Source organism: Kerstersia gyiorum (genome assembly GCF_004216755.1).
GTDB classification, from domain to species: Bacteria; Pseudomonadota; Gammaproteobacteria; order Burkholderiales; family Burkholderiaceae_B; genus Kerstersia; species Kerstersia gyiorum.
The window spans coordinates 305563-321598 of the sequence record NZ_SGWZ01000003.1 but is presented as its reverse complement, the minus strand read 5'-3'; the positions used below and the strand labels follow the sequence as shown (position 1 = coordinate 321598).

Annotated in this window: 16 protein-coding genes; 6 read left to right on the top strand and 10 right to left on the bottom strand. The window is 64.1% G+C overall.

From position 1 onward, the window contains the following. Positions 1–22 precede the first annotated feature (22 nt). Entirely contained in the window at positions 23–637 is a 615-nt protein-coding gene (locus EV679_RS11315; RefSeq protein ID WP_165390038.1) for an OmpA family protein, read from the bottom strand. A 599-nt stretch (positions 638–1236) separates the two neighbouring features. Here EV679_RS11315 and EV679_RS11310 point away from each other — a divergent pair. Next, positions 1237–2304 carry a linear amide C-N hydrolase gene (locus EV679_RS11310; RefSeq protein ID WP_068371763.1) on the top strand — a complete coding sequence of 356 codons (1068 nt, stop codon included), beginning with the start codon at positions 1237–1239 and terminating at the stop codon, positions 2302–2304. Positions 2305–2418: 114 nt separating this feature from the next. On the opposite strand, the gene EV679_RS11305 is transcribed toward EV679_RS11310, so the two are convergent. Then, positions 2419–2697 carry a peptidylprolyl isomerase gene (locus tag EV679_RS11305; protein WP_068371766.1) on the bottom strand — a complete coding sequence of 93 codons (279 nt, stop codon included), beginning with the start codon at positions 2695–2697 and terminating at the stop codon, positions 2419–2421. 169 nt (positions 2698–2866) lie between these two features. On the opposite strand from EV679_RS11305, the gene EV679_RS11300 reads away from it, so the two are divergent. Next, a complete protein-coding gene (locus tag EV679_RS11300; protein WP_130487261.1) occupies positions 2867–3601 on the top strand; it encodes a tyrosine-protein phosphatase in 735 nt (244 codons plus the stop codon). Positions 3602–3708: 107 nt separating this feature from the next. On the opposite strand, the gene EV679_RS11295 is transcribed toward EV679_RS11300, so the two are convergent. Further along, on the bottom strand, positions 3709–3966 hold the full coding sequence (locus EV679_RS11295; protein WP_068371773.1) for a DUF2789 domain-containing protein: 258 nt from the start codon (positions 3964–3966) through the stop codon (positions 3709–3711). Positions 3967–4225: 259 nt separating this feature from the next. On the opposite strand from EV679_RS11295, the gene EV679_RS11290 reads away from it, so the two are divergent. Further along, positions 4226–4585 (top strand): EF-hand domain-containing protein, encoded by a 360-nt coding sequence (locus EV679_RS11290; RefSeq protein ID WP_068372069.1) that lies wholly within the window; start codon positions 4226–4228, stop codon positions 4583–4585. A 134-nt stretch (positions 4586–4719) separates the two neighbouring features. On the opposite strand, the gene EV679_RS11285 is transcribed toward EV679_RS11290, so the two are convergent. From EV679_RS11285 to fepB, 3 genes are read right to left on the bottom strand one after another with little or no spacing between them, the layout of a single operon-like run. Further along, positions 4720–5790 (bottom strand): FecCD family ABC transporter permease, encoded by a 1071-nt coding sequence (locus EV679_RS11285; RefSeq protein ID WP_130487260.1) that lies wholly within the window; start codon positions 5788–5790, stop codon positions 4720–4722. Next, positions 5787–6809, bottom strand: a complete 1023-nt coding sequence (locus tag EV679_RS11280; protein ID WP_130487259.1) for a FecCD family ABC transporter permease — start codon at positions 6807–6809, stop codon at positions 5787–5789. Before EV679_RS11280 ends, EV679_RS11285 begins: the two co-directional genes overlap by 4 nt. Beyond that, entirely contained in the window at positions 6799–7776 is a 978-nt protein-coding gene (gene fepB / locus EV679_RS11275; RefSeq protein ID WP_083969620.1) for a Fe2+-enterobactin ABC transporter substrate-binding protein, read from the bottom strand. Before fepB ends, EV679_RS11280 begins: the two co-directional genes overlap by 11 nt. 128 nt (positions 7777–7904) lie before the next feature. Between fepB and EV679_RS11270 the strand changes: the two genes are divergently transcribed. Continuing rightward, entirely contained in the window at positions 7905–8804 is a 900-nt protein-coding gene (locus EV679_RS11270) for an ABC transporter ATP-binding protein (protein ID WP_083969621.1), read from the top strand. A gap of 1 nt (position 8805) precedes the next feature. Here the strand turns inward: EV679_RS11270 and EV679_RS11265 are convergent, their stop codons facing one another. Then, positions 8806–9330 carry a GNAT family N-acetyltransferase gene (locus tag EV679_RS11265; protein WP_130487258.1) on the bottom strand — a complete coding sequence of 175 codons (525 nt, stop codon included), beginning with the start codon at positions 9328–9330 and terminating at the stop codon, positions 8806–8808. Positions 9331–9497: 167 nt separating this feature from the next. On the opposite strand from EV679_RS11265, the gene EV679_RS11260 reads away from it, so the two are divergent. Next, complete coding sequence (locus tag EV679_RS11260) at positions 9498–9761, top strand: hypothetical protein (RefSeq protein ID WP_068371782.1); 264 nt, start codon at positions 9498–9500, stop codon at positions 9759–9761. Between the two features lie 19 nt (positions 9762–9780). Here the strand turns inward: EV679_RS11260 and EV679_RS11255 are convergent, their stop codons facing one another. Genes EV679_RS11255 through EV679_RS11245 form a run of 3 tightly spaced genes read right to left on the bottom strand, consistent with a single transcriptional unit; the run spans position 9781 to position 13136 of the window. Then, positions 9781–11931, bottom strand: coding sequence for a TonB-dependent receptor family protein (locus EV679_RS11255; RefSeq protein ID WP_130487257.1), 2151 nt, complete (start codon positions 11929–11931; stop codon positions 9781–9783). 37 nt (positions 11932–11968) lie between these two features. Continuing rightward, the gene (locus tag EV679_RS11250; protein ID WP_083969622.1) at positions 11969–12304 is read right to left on the bottom strand and encodes a thioredoxin family protein; all 336 of its coding nucleotides are present in this window, start codon (positions 12302–12304) and stop codon (positions 11969–11971) included. Between the two features lies 1 nt (position 12305). Then, a complete protein-coding gene (locus EV679_RS11245) occupies positions 12306–13136 on the bottom strand; it encodes an aldo/keto reductase (protein ID WP_068371788.1) in 831 nt (276 codons plus the stop codon). 451 nt (positions 13137–13587) lie between these two features. Between EV679_RS11245 and EV679_RS11240 the strand changes: the two genes are divergently transcribed. Further along, positions 13588–16023, top strand: a complete 2436-nt coding sequence (locus tag EV679_RS11240; protein WP_130487256.1) for a membrane-bound PQQ-dependent dehydrogenase, glucose/quinate/shikimate family — start codon at positions 13588–13590, stop codon at positions 16021–16023. The last annotated feature ends 13 nt before the right edge of the window (positions 16024–16036 follow it).

Sequence of the window (16036 nt, the reverse complement as noted above, 5' to 3'; positions counted from 1 at the left end):
ACTGCACCCGCTGCTGCCCCCGTTATTTCGCCGCGGTGATTTTCACCAGCACGACCCGTCGGTTCAGCGCTCGATTTTCGGGGGTATCGTTGGGAACGCGGGCTTGCGACGCCCCGTGACCGACGGCTTGCAGGCGGGAGGCTGCTATCCCCAGCGTGCGCAGCAGTGTTACCACGGTTTCTGCGCGTTGCCGCGACAGGGCCTGGTTGTGGGCCTGCGTGCCGGTATTGTCGGTATGGCCTTCTATGCTGAGTTTCAGGCTCGGTTGCTGGCGCATCAGTTTGCCGATTTCCAGCGCCAGCAAGGCTCCTGCCGGGGTCAAGGAGGCCTCGTCGGTATCGAACAGGATGTCCAGTGTGGCCCGGCCGTCCTGATCCAGCGTCTGACCCAGTTGTTCCGCATTGACCGTCGTGATGTTCAACGGGGCCAGCGCAGCGGTTTCCAGGATGGTGATGGCGCCGCTTTCCTCATCCAGTGTGGAGAATTGAATCCATACATCGGCGCTGGGCTGGCGAATCACATAGGTCTGCACGTGGTCGGGAATCAGCAGCGAATGACCATATTGCTTGTCCACCAGCTCGGCATTACCGATCCGGTCCCGTTCCTTCCTGGATATCTTGCCGTCGTGAAGTTTCACGCCACCCAGTGCGGTAATGAATGGCTTGTTCGTAGCTGGCCTCGACCTGGGCCTGGTTGAAGCGTCCGGAGGTATTACGTGCCTTCTCCAGGGTGCTTTTGAATACCTTGCCTTCCTGCCGGTAGAGCTTGCCATCCACGGCAAAGTATTCGCGTCCGAACTCGCTGATGGCATCGCCTGGAATGCCATCGGAAAAGTGGTAGGAATAGTTGGCGGGGGCGTTCAGGAAAGGAAAAGTGCCCAGTGCATGGGGACTGACAGGCAGCTGCTACACGGCAGCGGGTAGTTCACGGCCCGGCGCCGCCTGCGCGGTGAGTGCGGCGGCCGCCTTGCCGGTTTGGCGCAGGCTGGGGGCAGGATTGCGACGGCATTCTAACGGCAGGCCCGGCAAGTGTGCTGTCACACTTGTGATAGGGCATTGCATGCGCCTGTATGCAGAATCGCCAGCGCATGCAGGAGGCACCCGGTCCGGGGCAAGGCGCTTGAGCGAGGTCAAGTCCTGTCAATGTTCCGCCTGATCCGGGACGCCTGCGGGCATAATGGAGGCATGTCGCCGGCATCAGCGTCGGCAATGGATTTCTGACACAGGAGGAACACCCATGAAATTCTCCAGGCAACCGTTGGCCGCCCTGTTGGCCGCCGCGCTACTTGCGGCAGGCGCCGCCGCAGCGCCGGACGCCGACGCCTGCACGCGGGTGGTGTATCACGGCATCGACGGTCAGATCGTGACGGCCCGTTCCATGGATTGGAAAACGGACGTCGCGACCAACCTGTGGGTATTTCCACGAGGAATGGAGCGCTCTGGCGAAGCCGGGCCGAACTCGCTGAAATGGAAATCCAGGTACGGCAGCGTCATTGCCTCGGGCTATGACATCTCCACCACGGACGGTCTGAACGAAGCCGGCCTGTCGGCCAGCGTGCTGTGGTTGGTGGAGTCCGAATACCCGACCTTTGATGGCGACAAGCCCGGGCTGTCCATCGCGGCATGGGCACAATACGTGCTGGATAATTTCGCCACGGTCGAAGAAGCCGTCAAGGTGCTGGAAACCGAACCCTTCACGCTGGTCACCGACAACGTGCCTGGCGAGAGCCGCCTGGCGACGCTGCACCTGTCTATATCCGACGCCAGCGGGGACAGCGCCATCGTCGAATACATAGATGGCAAGCAGGTGATCCATCACAGCCGCGAATATCAGGTGATGACCAACTCACCGACCTTCGACAAGCAGCTGGCGATGAACGAGTACTGGGAGCAGATTGGAGGCACCATCATGTTGCCGGGTACTAACCGCGCCTCCGACCGCTTTGCCCGTGCGTCGTTCTACATCAATGCCGTTCCCAAGACGGCCGACCGCCGCGAAACCATCGCCAGCGTGTTCAGCGTGATCCGCAACGTCTCCGTGCCCTATGGCCTGACTACCCCGGACCAGCCGAATATTTCGTCCACCCGCTGGCGTACCGTGGCAGACCAGAAGCGCCTGCACTACTACTTCGAATCGGCACTGACGCCCAATACCTTCTGGGTGGAACTGAACGAGCTGGACTTCTCCGAGAAGACCGGCAAGGTCATGAAGCTGGACCTGGGCCCGGACCAGAAGAATATCTTCTCCGGCAAGGCCAATGCCAGCTTCAAGGAAAGCAAGCCTTTCCCGTTCCTGGGGATCTGAACGCCGTTAGGTGGAAAAAAGAAGGCCCGGGCATGATGCGCGGGCCTTCTTCCGTCATTCCGTCCGCCAGGGCTGCTGCAAGTTGCCGGGCAGCCCACGGACCTGGCGTGCGCCTTACTGGCGGCTGGTCACTTCAACCAGGTGGTAGCCGAATTGCGTGCGCACGGGGCCTTGAACCACGTTGACCGGGGCGCTGAACACCACGCGGTCGAATTCCGGCACCATTTGGCCTGGGCCGAAGGTGCCCAGGTTGCCGCCGTCACGGCTTGACGGGCAGCTGGAGTTCTCGCGTGCTACTTGGGCGAAGTCGGCGCCGTTTTCGATGGCGGCCTTCAGTTCGTTGCACTTGGCTTCGGAGTCCACGAGGATGTGGCGGGCGCTGGCTTGGGTCATCTATATTCCTTATTCAAATATCCGGGAACGAAGGCGGGAGCATAACGCATGTTTTCGCAGCGGGCGTTCTTGATGCCCTCCCGGAGCAGGGTCAATGCTGCCTGGATTCCTGTCGGGCAGGCAGGTCATCAGGCTATGTTAAGTTTCTTCTTTTTTCCAGGGTGGTTCCGTGGATAACCTTCGTGATGTGGCCGGCGTGGATGCCGCCAGTACCTATGTCGCCGCAGGCGGGCATCGCCTGCGGCGTGGCGTGTTCTATCGTTCCAATGCGCTGTCTCAGGCAGACGGCCGGGCCGGCCTGCTGGACAGCCTGGGCCTGAGCGCCATCTATGACCTGCGTACGCCCTCGGAAGTGGCGCGCCAGCCGGATGTCCTGCCGGCAGGTGCGGCTTACGTGCAGATCAATGTCCTCGGGGAAGACAACGTGGTGTTCGGCACCTTGTCCTCGGCAGCAGATACCGTGGCGGCGATGGAGCAGCTGCAGCGCGATATGGTGCAGGAAGCCAGGATGCGCGAGCGGCTGGGGCAACTGTTCGGCGCACTGGCCAATGGCGAGGACGCCCAGCTCTACCATTGCACGGGCGGCAAGGACAGGACCGGCTGGGTATCGGCGTTGCTGCAACTGCATGCTGGCGTATCGCAGGACGACGTCATGCACGATTATCTGCTGACCAACCAGCGAATGACGGCATTCATCGAGCAGAATTATGCGGCAGTGGCTGCCGAACACGGCAAGGCTGCCGCCGAGGCCATCCTGCCCGCGCTGAGCGTGCGCGAAAGCTTCCTGATGACAGGCCTGGACCAACTGCGCCAGGATTTCGGGTCGGTTGCCCGATACCTCGGGCAGGGCCTGGGCCTGGACGAAGCAACACAGGACCGCCTGCGCACGCGCCTGCTGGCTTGACGCCTCAGGTTGCCGCAGATGAATCCGTCAGAGGCAGGCCAGGATGAGCGGCCCGCCCCTGACTGCCTGTCCACAGGGACAGGCACGGCCTGTCAGGGTGCCGGGTGTCATAGTCCGGTCTGGCGGCGTACGGAATCCTCGTGCAGGGATTCATTCAACTGGTCGATGATAATGGCCCAGTCGCCGTCCGATTTGTATTGCTCGGACAGGAACTGGCGCTGGGCATCGTTCCAGTAGGAGGCATCGACCAGATGCTTGCTGGAGGGAAGCTGGTGCTTGCCGATGAAGTCGGCAATGCCTGATTCGCTGGCATCCAGGCCCAGTTGCAGGAACAGGTTGGTCATGCGAGGCGTAGCTGTCTTCATCGCGGGCTCCTAGTCAGGGCGGGAAATATCGGTTTGCCGGGCCAACGGGCGGCGCCGGGGCTTGTTATCCGGACTATAGCCTGTTTCCGGCGGCGGGCAAGCGCCGGGAAACCAGGGGCGGCCATCCCCCAGGTTCAGTAAAACAATGAAACCGTTGCCCGGGCTGGCTGTGCTAACGTGATTGGCAGCCCCACTGTTTGCGGGCGGTGGCGCCAGGCCGGCGCCACAGGCAGGCATGTTCAATGAGGAGGACTTTCACATGAAGCGTATCGTCTTGAGTACCCTGGCGGGAGTGTTGCTGGCTGCCGGCACGGCAGCGCAGGCACAGACTGCCGTGGCGCCGGGCCTGAAACTGTCGCCGGAACAGATGCAAAGGCTGGACAAGGACAAAAGCGGGGATGTCAGCCGGCAGGAATACCAGGAGTTCATGGAAGCATCGTTCACGCGCCTGGATGCCAACCAGGATGGCGTGCTGGACCGCAGCGAATTGCCGGCCAACGTGACTGACGAGCAGTTCGCCGCCATGGACGTCAATCGTGATGGCAAGGTGACCCGGGCCGAGTTCATGAACCAGGTCATGGCCGATTACGACGAGGCGGCACGCCAGGCAGCCCATTAAGCAGGTATCCCATCAAGCAGGCAGCCCCCGTTATGCGGGTAATCCGTTAAGCAGCCGTGCGCTGGCGATAGCGGCGGCAAGCGTTCCGCCAGGCCGGGCAGGAAGATAGCCTGCCCGGCCTGGCTGTTTTTGGTTCACACCTGCCGGGAGCGCGTCAGCAGCCAGAGCAGGTAGACGCCGCCGACGATGCCTGTCATGCGCCCGATGGGAATGGCCATGGCCAGCGGGATATGCTGGATCAGCAGGTCGGCGACCACCAGCAGCAATGCGCCCATGGCTGCAGCGCTGATGACGGGCAGGTGGCGTGCGCGGGTCAGGCGCAGTGCCAGTTGCGGTGCCGCCAGGGCGACAAAGGCGATGGGGCCGGCCGCCCCGGTGGCCAGTGCCGCCAGGATGACGGCGTAGGTGATCATCAATACGCGGGTGCGTTCCACGCGTATGCCCAGCTGGCTGGCGAGGTCGTCGCCCATCTCGGTCAGGTGCAGGGTGCGTGCCGACAGCAGGATCAGCGGAATCAGCACCAGGGTGCCTATCATGACCGGCAGTACGTGTTGCCAGGTACGGGCATCCAGCGATCCGGCCAGCCACAGATTGGCCATCACTGCATTGTCCAGCTTGCCCTTGACCAGCATCAGGCCATTGAGCGCATTGAGAATCGCACCGACACCGATACCGACCAGCACCAGGCGGTAGCCGCCAACGGCACCGCCACGCAAGGCCAGCAGGTAGACGGCGGCGGCGGTGAACAGGCCGCCGAGCACGGCCGACAAGGCAACGGCCAGGCTGCCTTGGTCGAAGACGATGATCTGCATCAGCGCACCCGTGGCAGCACCCGTGGTGAATCCGATCACGTCTGGTGAGCCCAGCGCATTGCGGGATACCGATTGGAACACCGCTCCCGATATGCCCAGCGCGGCACCTGCGAAGATCGCGGTCAGCACGCGCGGCAGGCGGATGTTCAGCACAATGCGCTCGCCCATGCCGCCGTCGCCCCGGCCCAGCAGGATATCCGCCACTTGTCCGAGCGACAGCGCGACGCGGCCGCTGCTCATGGCGAAGGCAGCGCAGGCCAGGATCAGGAGCAGCAGCAGGCAGGTCACGACGGCCAGCCGGGGCTGCATGACGAATGAGGCGTGGCGGGTGCGCCAGACCGGCGTGCTGAGCACGCGGCGCGCCGTCCGGGAAACAGGGGAGCTTGCGTTCATAGCTGGGCGATTTTGCGTCGGCGCACCAGCGCCACGAAGAAGGGGCCGCCGATGAGGGCGATCATGATGCCGACGCCGACCTCCCCGGGCGGCGCGATCAGGCGTCCCAGGATGTCTGCCGCCAGCATCAGGATGGCGGACAGCAGCATGGCGTAGGGCAACAGCCAGCGATGGTCGGGACCGATGATGAAACGGGCCAGGTGGGGCGCGGTCAGGCCGATGAAACTGATGGGGCCGACGGCAGCCGTCGCGGCGCCAGCCAGGACGATGACGGCGGCGGAAGACAGGATCCAGACGCGCCCGGTGGCCGCACCCAGCGCATGGCTGAGGTCTTGCCCCAGGGCGGCGATGTCCAGGGATTTGCCCAGCGTCATGGCGATGCTCAGGCCCGCGAAAATCAGCAGCGACACCGGTAGCAGCACTGCGTAGCCGCGTCCTTGCAGCGAGCCTGCCGCCCAGTGGCGGAACTGGTTGAAGGCTTCGTCCGTGCTGTTGACCGTGATGATCTGGGTGATCGCCATCAGCACGAAGGTCAGTGCCGCGCCGGCCAGCACCAGCCGTACCGGGTTGACGCCGTGGCGCACGCCGCCCAGCAGATAGACGGCGGCGCCCGCCAGGGCCGCACCCAGCAGGCCGAACCACATATAGATGGAAATATCCTCGATACCCAGCACGGCAATGCATAGCGCGATGGCAGCGGCGGCACCGGCATTGACGCCCAGGATGCCGGGATCGGCGAGCGGGTTGCGTGTCAGCGCCTGCATGATGACGCCGGCGACGCCCAGGGCGCAGCCCGTCAGGATGGCCAGCAGCGTGCGCGGAATGCGCAGGTGCAGCATGATGAGTTGGTTGTTGTCGGCGGGGTCCAGGTGGAACACCGCGTCCCAGGCCAGGGCCGGGGGGAGCATCTGGGTTCCCACCGCCAGGCTGGCAATGCAGCACAGCAGCAGTACGGCGCCGCAAAGCAGCAGGCCGTTGCGCCGTTGGCGCTGCCGCCGCAGGCTGTGGTTACTGGCCAAACCGCTTCACCATGTCGTTGACGATTTCCGTGGCGCTGTAATAGTCGATGCGAAATGAGTTCGCGCCCAGGCCATAGACCTGGCCCGATTTCACCGAGGGCAGGTTGGCCAGCACCGGGTCCTTGAGGAAGGCATCGCGGCGTTCATCGCCCACGCGCAACAGGAAGGTGGTTTCCGCCTTCAGCTGGGGCAGCTTTTCATAGGGCGCCCAGATGAAGTCGTGGTTGACGTCGGCATTGCTCTGCCAGGCCGGGTTCGGGGCCTCGATGTCGAAGCCCAGCGCCTGCAGCAGGCGGCCATGCGCGCCGGTGCGGGTGCCCAGCGGGTTTTCCATGGAGGCGCCGTTATAGCTGATGATGTTGGCCTGGCCTGCCGGCAGCTTGATCTTGTCGCGCGCGTCGGCAACAAGCTGATCGAAGGCCTCGATTCTGGCTTCGGCCTGATGTTCCAGGCCGGTGGCTTCGGCCAACTGACGAGCCAGGTCCTGCCAGGATCGCCGGCCATAGTCGAGTACGATGGTCGGGGCGATCTGGCGCAGGCTGGCGATATGCTCGAGCGCGGAATCGGCGCCGCTGGTCGCTACCACGATCAGGTCGGGTGCGTAGGCATAGGCGGTTTCAAGGTCCACACGGCCGGCGGGCCAGGCTTTTTCCAGGTTGCGTGCCTTGGCTACCTCGGCCCATTGGGCGAAGAACTGGCCATTGGCTGCCGTGGCGCTGGCCACGACGGGCGCATCTATGGCCAGCAGGGTGCCGGTGATGGTGGGCGTGGTGGAAAGAATGCGCTTGGGCTGGGCAGGAATATGCGTGATACTGCCGTCGGCATTGTGGAAGTCACGGGGCCAGGGCTGGGACGCCGTGGCGGCTTCGGCCGCAGCCTCGGTTCCGGCCTGTGCCGGGCGAGCCAGCAGCATGAGCAGGGCCATCAGCATCAGGCCGAATGCGGCAAGGGATTTCTTCGTGCGCATTGATATTCCGGGCAATAGGATCAGGAAGCCTGGCGCCGGGCGGCAGGCACTTGCAGTATCTATAATTGTAATGTTTTTCATTATGATGGACCGGCTGCGGGGCGTCTGGTCCGGCAGGATAGGACTCTATGACCACAGGCCAGGGTGCCAGCCATTTCTCTTCGTCACCGGCATCTGCCGGCATTGCCGCCGCGGCTTCTGCGGCCGGCACGTCTCCGCTGCGCGGCGAGGCCCTGACCCTGCGCTATGAATCGCGCCTGATCGCGGAAAACCTGACCGTTGATATTCCGGCCGGCAAGGTGACGGTGATCGTCGGCCCCAATGCCTGCGGCAAATCGACGTTGCTGCGCGCGTTATCGCGCCTCCTGGTTCCTGTGAGCGGCCAGGTGCTGTTGCATGGCAAGGATATCCGCAGCTATGCGCCCAAGGCCGTGGCGCGCCAGTTGGGCCTGCTGCCGCAGAGCGCGGTGGCGCCCTCGGGCATTTGCGTGGCGGACCTGGTGGCGCGCGGGCGTTTCCCGCACCAGACCATGTTGCAGCAATGGTCCGTGGAAGACGAAGCGGCGGTAAGCAAGGCGATGGCAGCCGCACACGTGGAAATGCTGGCGGAGCGTGCGGTGGATGAGTTGTCGGGCGGCCAGCGCCAGCGTGTCTGGCTGGCCATGGTGCTGGCGCAGGACACGCCCATCATGTTGCTGGACGAACCGACGACGTATCTGGATATCGCGCATCAGATCGAGGTGCTGGATCTTTGCCAGCGGCTCAACCGTACCGAAGGGCGCACGCTGGTCATGGTGCTGCACGACTTGAACCAGGCGGCGCGCTATGCCGATCACATCATTGCGATGAAGGCCGGGCGGATCGTCGCATCGGGCCATCCGCACGAGGTCGTGACGCCCGCAGTGGTCGAGGAGGTTTTCGGCCTGAGTTCGGTGGTGATCGACGACCCCGTGACCCATACGCCGATGGTTGTGCCCATCGCCAGTACCGGCAGCCGCCAGGATACCGCCAGGGCGGCGGGCGCGTGATTCAGCCCTGGCCGGACAGCGCCAGGCGCATGGCGCAGCGCCGGCCGGCAGGCAGGCCATGGGCGGCTTCTTCCTGCAGGATTGCCGCCAACCGCGTGTCCAGCGCCGCTGCTGGCACGGGATCGAAGCCCAGGCGCTGGTAGAACGGTGCGTTCCAGGGCACGTCGCGGAATGTCGTCAGTGTGAGACAGCGCAGCCCGCGGCTGCGCGCGGTGTCGATGGCATGGGCCAGCAGCGCCCGGCCCAGCCCCTGGCCCTGGTGAGTGAGGCTGACAGAGAGTTCCCAGATGTGTAGTTCCTTGCCTGTAATTTCGGCACAAAGGAAACCGGCAGCCTGGCCGTCGGCATCCAGCGCCACCCACTCCGTGCCCTGGCGGATGAATGCTCGGTGGCGCTCCTCAGGCATGGCATCGCCGTCCGCCAGCCAGGCGAGATCGGGAATTTGCAGGAAGGCCTGGGCGGCCGAGCGTTCTATGGCCTGGAGCGCGGGCACGAGGGCCGTGTCTGCTGGACGGATGGCAATCATCGCGGGATGTTCCTTGGGGTGGGCAAGGCCAGAATTGTCGCATCCGGCGTGGTATCGGCAAGTCCGTGGCCGGGCGGGACGGCCTGGGCCGTTTATTTCCATGGCGCGCCCAGGCGCCTTGAGCTACAGTGCGCCGGTGGCGAATGCGCCACTTTTGCGGATCTCCGATGAAAAAAACCGACCTAGAAAAAAACAAGGCCCTGAAGCTCATGGGCAAAATGCAGGCGGCCGTGCCGCCTGGGCGCTATGCTGGCGCTGCTGTCCTGGACCGCCGCGAACAGCGGCGGCTGGATCAGGCTGCCGGACTGGTGTCCTTCCCCGTCAAGTTGCGCCAGCCTGTCATCGACGCGTTACGGGCCAGGGCGCAGGCCGAGGGCGTGGGTGTCAACGAATTGCTAGATACCCTGCTGGCGCAAGCGCTAAAGGATTGAAGCGCTTGCGCCGCTGCCGCTACTGGAACCGGTATCCCGCGTTGATCATGAAGGTCCAGTTGCGGCCGGCCGCAGGCTCGTAATAGCGGCTGTTGCTTTCGTTGACGATCACCGAACCGATGTAGCGCTTGTCGAACAGGTTGTCGACCCGGGCCAGCAGGTCCAGGTCCCAGGCGTTACGGGTGATCCTGTAGCCGGTGTAGAGCGCCGCTACGGCGTATCCCGGTGCGTGCGCGCTGTTGGCGGTATTGGCTTCGATATTGCCCATGGCGCGCCATTCCGCACCGGCCTGCCAGCCCTGTTCCGGCATCCAGCGCAGCCCGGCATAGCCGTTATGGCGGGCGACGCCTGGAATGCGCTTGCCGTCGCTGCCCTGACCGGAATGGCGGAAGGCAGCATCCAGGTAGGTATAGCTCAAGGTGAATTGCAGATCCTGCACCAGGAAAGCCTGCCAGGACAGTTCAGCGCCATTGCGGCGCGTCTTGCCGGCATTGCGGAAGGTGGCGCGGCCGCCGCTGCTGCCGGCGCTGACGATTTCATCTTGTGTATCTATGCGAAACAGCGCGGCGGTCAGCAGACCGCCCAGGCTGCCGGTCTTGGCACCGATCTCGTAGTTGCGGCTGGTGGACGGGCGCAGCGCCAGATTCAGGCCGCCGGAGCCATCCGGGCGATAGGAAATCTCATTGAAAGTCGGGGTTTCGAAACCCTTGCCGAACGACGCGTACAGGCTGCTGTCCGCGCCTAGCGCATAGCGTGCCGCAAAGACCGGCAGCCAGGCGCTGTAGGAGCTCTTGCCGCTGTCGTCGCCATTTTCCAGGTAGCGGTCGCGGGACCGGAAACGCACTTCACTGCGGCGCAGACCGCCTTCCAGCAGCCAGCGGTCGCTGATGTCCCAGCCGGCCTGCAGGTAGACATCCATGTCGCGCAAGGTGTTGCGTTCCTTGCGGCGCAGTTCGCCACGCGTGCCCAGGTCAGTCGGGGCGGTGGCGCTGCCCTGGAAGTTTTCATAGCCGCGCCGGTCTTCGTTCATATGATCATAGGCGCCCCCGATGGTCACGGACAGCGGCTGCCCCAGCAGGCTGGCCTGGTGCGTGGCGCGCAGGTCGATACCGGCAAATCCGCGTTCCAGGTCGATGACGCCGCCTGCGTGCGTGGCAGGTTTCTGGGTTGCAGGAGGGATCGCCTGGTACTGGACGGTGCGGCGTTCGCCGGCATAAACCATGGCCTGCAACTGCGTGTCAGTAGACAGCGACTTTTCATAGCGCAGGCCGATCTGGGATTGCCGGGTGCTTTTGCGGGTATTGAACTTGAGTGCATTGGGCGTGACGCCGCGAGGATCGTTTTCCACGTCTTCGGCGCTCAGGCCCAGCGGGTCGTCGGCATGAATCAGCGCATAGCTGGCCAGCAGACTCAGGCGGCTGGCATCCGCGAATGCGAAATCAAGCCTGGCGTTGCCCTGGTTCTTGCTCATTTCGCTATGGTCGCGCCATCCGTCCAGCGTCTGGCGGCTGGCGCTGACGTTGTAGTTGGTCAGGCCCACGCTGGATTCCGTGGCAGCGCCGGCCTGCAGACCGTAGCGGCGCAGTCCATAGCTGCCTGTTGTCAGGCTCGCGGCCGGGCGCAGCGTGCCGCTGCCCTTGGCGGTTTCCACCATCAGGACGCCACCGGAGGAGTTGCCGTACAACGCCGAGTACGGGCCGCGCAGCACTTCCACGGTGCTGGCTGATGTCAGGTCGATATTGGACAACTGTGCCTGGCCGTCGGGCATGGTGGCCGGAATCCCGTCCACGTAGATGCGCACGCCGCGTACCCCGAAGGTGGAGCGGGCGCCAAAACCCCGAATGGAAATCTGCAGGTCCTGGGCCGAGTTGTTGCGGTCCTGCACCTGGATGCCCGGCACGCTGGCCAGCCCTTCGGACAGCTTGAGCGCCGGCCTGCCAGTGTAGAGGTCGGATTCGTTGAGCTGGCTGATTGAGGCGGGAGCGTCGAGGATAGCGCGTGGCCCCAAGGTACTGATGACTTCGATGGCAGGCAACTGCGCCACTTCCGGCGTACTTGCCGGTGTACTGGCCGGCGGCGGGCTGTCGGCGTCGGCGGCAGGCGCCGCCTGGGCCGCCTGCACGGCCATGAGGGACAGAAGAGTCAGCGTAAGGGGTGTTTGCCTGGACATCGCTATAGGGAACTAGGGTGAGGAAAAAGGATTCGGCTCAGGGCACCTGCGCATGCAGCAATTGCTCGATTTCCGCCTGCCTGTCGGGGCGGACCAGACGCGCCGCTTCCTTGCCGTCGCGCAGCAAGACCAGCGTGGGCCAGAGCTTGACGCCGAAAGCGCGGCCCAGCGGCCGGCCCTTGCCGTCTTCGACGCGGATATGCCGGATGGATGGAAAGCCGGCCAGTGCGGCATCGACCGGTGCGCGTGCGGCCTGGCAGTAGCCGCACCAGTTGGTACCGAAATCGAGCACGACGGCACCCGGCAATTGCGCGGCAGCCTGTGCCGTGAGCTTTTCCGGCAGGTAATCCTGGGTGGACGGAGCGGCCTGCATGTCAGAACTCCGCCGTCAGCGGGTCGGGGCCTATGCGGCCGTCGGGGGTGTCCAGCGCGGCGATGGCCGACCTGTCATCGGCGTCGAGCCGGAACGAAAAGACATTGAAGTTTTCCGCGATGCGGCTGGGCGTCACGGATTTCGGGATGGCAATCAGGCCGTTGTCCAGGTGCCAGCGTATGATGACCTGGGCCGGCGTGCGGCCGTGTTTCCTGCCAATGGCCGTGATGACCGGGTCGTCCAGCAGCGTGCCTTGGCCCAGCGGGCTCCAGGACTGGGTGGCGATGCCATGCCGGGCATGGAAGTCGCGCAATGTGCGTTGCTGGAAGCGCGGGTGCAGTTCGATCTGGTTCAGCACGGGCACCACGCCGCTGTCCTGGATAAGCCGCTCCAGGTGTTCTGCGGCGAAGTTGGAAACACCGATGGAGCGCACCCTGCCTTCTTCATGCAGCCGCCGCATGGCCCGCCAGCTCTCCAGGTACAGGCCGCGAGCAGGAGAGGGCCAATGAATCAGGTAGAGGTCGATGTCGTCCAGGCCCAGCCGTGCCAGGCTGGCGTCGAAGGCTTTCAGCGTGCTGTCATAGCCCTGGTCGGGATTCCAGAGTTTGGTGGTGATGAATAATTGACGGCGCGGCAGGCCTGCCGCCCGGATGCCTGCGCCCACGCCGGTTTCGTTTTCGTAGACGGCGGCGGTGTCGATATGGCGGTAGCCCGCGGCCAGGGCAGCCTCCACGGCAGGGCCGGCCTGGTCATCCGGTGTACGCCAGACACCGAGGCCTAGCTGGGGAATGCGATTCTGGTCATTCAGGACGATGCGCGGCTGGGAATCCATGACGGGGCTCCTGGGAAATAGGCGATATGCCAGTGGTGGCTTTGACATGTGAAGCGTGCAGGCCACGGTACCATGCCGTACGGCATCGGGCTGGGCAAGGCCATGCATATTGGCGGGTCTTGCGGCGGCCGTCCGGCAGGCGCTGTTCCGGCCCGGCTGTCTTGTCCATGGAATGCCACGCTGAGTTTCACGGTTTTACAGGCCCGGTATTGCCGCGCTGCGTCATGGGTTCTGAATGACACAAAATAGTACTGTACGGTACAGTACAGGATTTGCTGCGCAAGCGGCAACTGGTTTTTTGCACCGGTCGTGGCCGGGCACATCGTCTGCAAGAGCGTCTGCACGAGGCTTGCAGCCTGGCGCAGCAGCCATTTGGCAGGTGCTTCACGGGAAGGGGCAATGGTGCCCCTGAGTCCTTACGACGTTTCCCTTTTCATTGGTGATCTTGAATATGACAACAGCTAAAGCTGATTCGGAGACCAGCACTAAGCAGCGGCGCTGGCCGCTGGCGCTGTTTGGCGCCATATTGGCCGTGATCGGCCTGGTGCTGGCGGTGGGCGGTATCCAGCTCGCCGCTTTGGGCGGTTCCTGGTATTACATCCTGGCGGGCGCAGCCCTGCTGGTGGCGGGCGGCTTGCTGGCGGCCCGCCGAGTGGCAGGCGCCTGGCTGTTCGGCCTGACCGCCGTGGCGACCGTGGTATGGGCGCTGGCCGAAGTCGGCCTGAACTTCTGGATGCTGGTGCCGCGCCTGGCGCCGTTCCTTGTGTTGGCCTTTGTGCTGGCGCTGCTGTTGCCGCAACTGCCGGGCGTGCGCTCGCGTCGTGTGCCGCATCTGCTGGCGGGCGTACTGGGCCTGGGCCTGGTCGCGGGCGGGGTGGCTGTATTCCAGCCGCATGGCGTGATCCAGGCCGCGGCTGCGCCCAAAGTGCAGCGCAACTCCGCGACGGCCGGCGTGGGCGGGGACTGGCAGCATTATGGCCGGACACCGGCAGGTACCCGCTTTGCCCCGTTCGACCAGATCAACCCGGGCAATGTCGACCAGCTTGAGGTCGCCTGGACCTACCGAACGGGCGAAATTGCGGATGGCGCCTCGGAATTCCAGAATACGCCGCTGCAGGTGGATGACACGGTATTCGTGTGCACACCGCTCAACAAGGTCATCGCCTTGGATGCCGAGAACGGTCAGGAGCGCTGGAAATTCGATCCCAAGGTCGAAGATCGCAAGACCTGGAACCGTTGCCGCGGCCTGGGCTACTACGAGCCTGCCAAGGTCGAGCAGCCTTATGCGTTTGAGGAAGACCTGGATTGGCAGCAGTCGCATCCGGCGGCGCCTGGCGGCAATGGTACTTGCGCCAGCCGTATCGTGATGACCACGATCGACGCCCGCCTGCTGCAGATCGACGCCAAAACGGGCGAGCTGTGCGAGGATTTCGGCCAGAATGGCGCGGTCGACCTCACCGTCGGCATGGGCAAGGTCGATTACGACAACGTGCTCTGGTACTACCTGACCTCCGCACCGACCGTTGTGCGCAACATGATCATCATCGGCGGCTGGACATTTGACGGCCGGTCGGTGGATGAGCCTTCCGGCGTGATTCGCGCTTTCAGCGCCGATTCCGGTGAATTGCTGTGGGCCTGGGACATGGGACAGCCGGAAATCACGAAGCTGCCTCCCGAGGGCGGCAGCTATTCGCGTTCGACCCCTAACGTCTGGTCCACGCCGGCTTTTGACGAGGAACTGGGCCTGGTTTACCTGCCGACAGGTAACCAGCAGCCTGATTTCTGGGGCGGCCATCGTCCGGAAACCACCGAGAAGCATTCGTCTGCCGTGGTGGCGCTGGATATCCTGACCGGCCGCGAACGCTGGACGTACCAGACCGTGCATCACGACATCTGGGACTACGACATTGCGGCCCAGCCGGCGTTGTATGACATTCCGGATGGCAAGGGCGGCGTGACGCCGGCGCTGGTGCAGCTGACCAAGCGTGGCCAGATCTTCCTGCTGGACCGCCGTGACGGCAGGCCCTTGGCTGAGGTGGAAGAACGTCCCGTGCCGCAAACGGTTGCCGCCGGGGATTGGGTCGCCAAGACCCAGCCGTACTCGGTCGGCATGCCCGCCCTGGGCGCCGAGCCGTTGACCGAAGCCGATATGTGGGGCGCCACCTTCTTTGACCAGCTGGCTTGCCGCATTGCCTTCCGCAAGCTGAACTACGAAGGGGAATTCACTGCGCCGTCGACCAAGCCGACCCTGCTGTATCCCGGCTATTACGGCGGTTTCAACTGGGGCAGCGCAGCCATAGATGAAGACCGTGGCTATCTGTTCCTCAACGATATCCGCATTCCGCAGGTTGTGACGCTGATCCCGCATTCGGAAGTGGACGAAAGCAAGCTGGTGGCAGGCCATGGCGTAGGCAGTACCTATCCCATGCAGGGTACGCCATTCGTGATCGACCACGAGGCCTTCAATTCGCCGCTGGGCATTCCTTGCAATGCGCCGCCCTGGGGCGTGTTCGCTGCCGTTGACCTGAATACCCGTCAGCTGGTGTGGCAGACGCCGGCAGGTACGGTCGAAGATGCCGTCGTGAATGGCGTCAAGGCCAATCTGCCGGTGCCTCTGGGCATGCCCACGCTGGGCGGCGGTGTCAGCACGGCTTCCGGTATCGTGTTCTATGCCGGCACCCAGGACTACTACCTGCGCGCGCTGGACATCGCCACCGGCGAAGAGCTGTGGAAGGGCCGCATGCCGGTGGGAGGCCAGGCCACCCCGCTGAGCTACGTGGCGCCGCAGAGTGGCCGCCAGTTCGTGGTCATCGCGGCAGGCGGTGCGCGGCAATCGCCAGATCGTGGCGATTACGTGATAGCTTATGCGCTTCCCAAGAAGCCATAAGTTGCCCTGACCC

Excerpts from the sequence above, each read along its gene's own strand:
- EV679_RS11305 (WP_068371766.1), bottom strand. The coding sequence starts at position 2,697 with ATGACCCAAGCCAGCGCCCGCCACATCCTCGTGGACTCCGAAGCCAAG.
- EV679_RS11270 (WP_083969621.1), top strand. The coding sequence starts at position 7,905 with ATGACCACAGGCCAGGGTGCCAGCCATTTCTCTTCGTCACCGGCATCT.
- EV679_RS11310 (WP_068371763.1), top strand. The coding sequence starts at position 1,237 with ATGAAATTCTCCAGGCAACCGTTGGCCGCCCTGTTGGCCGCCGCGCTA.
- EV679_RS11290 (WP_068372069.1), top strand. The coding sequence starts at position 4,226 with ATGAAGCGTATCGTCTTGAGTACCCTGGCGGGAGTGTTGCTGGCTGCC.
- EV679_RS11245 (WP_068371788.1), bottom strand. The coding sequence starts at position 13,136 with ATGGATTCCCAGCCGCGCATCGTCCTGAATGACCAGAATCGCATTCCC.
- fepB (WP_083969620.1), bottom strand. The coding sequence starts at position 7,776 with ATGCGCACGAAGAAATCCCTTGCCGCATTCGGCCTGATGCTGATGGCC.
- EV679_RS11260 (WP_068371782.1), top strand. The coding sequence starts at position 9,498 with ATGAAAAAAACCGACCTAGAAAAAAACAAGGCCCTGAAGCTCATGGGC.
- EV679_RS11255 (WP_130487257.1), bottom strand. The coding sequence starts at position 11,931 with ATGTCCAGGCAAACACCCCTTACGCTGACTCTTCTGTCCCTCATGGCC.
- EV679_RS11265 (WP_130487258.1), bottom strand. The coding sequence starts at position 9,330 with ATGATTGCCATCCGTCCAGCAGACACGGCCCTCGTGCCCGCGCTCCAG.
- EV679_RS11285 (WP_130487260.1), bottom strand. The coding sequence starts at position 5,790 with ATGAACGCAAGCTCCCCTGTTTCCCGGACGGCGCGCCGCGTGCTCAGC.
- EV679_RS11240 (WP_130487256.1), top strand. The coding sequence starts at position 13,588 with ATGACAACAGCTAAAGCTGATTCGGAGACCAGCACTAAGCAGCGGCGC.
- EV679_RS11250 (WP_083969622.1), bottom strand. The coding sequence starts at position 12,304 with ATGCAGGCCGCTCCGTCCACCCAGGATTACCTGCCGGAAAAGCTCACG.
- EV679_RS11295 (WP_068371773.1), bottom strand. The coding sequence starts at position 3,966 with ATGAAGACAGCTACGCCTCGCATGACCAACCTGTTCCTGCAACTGGGC.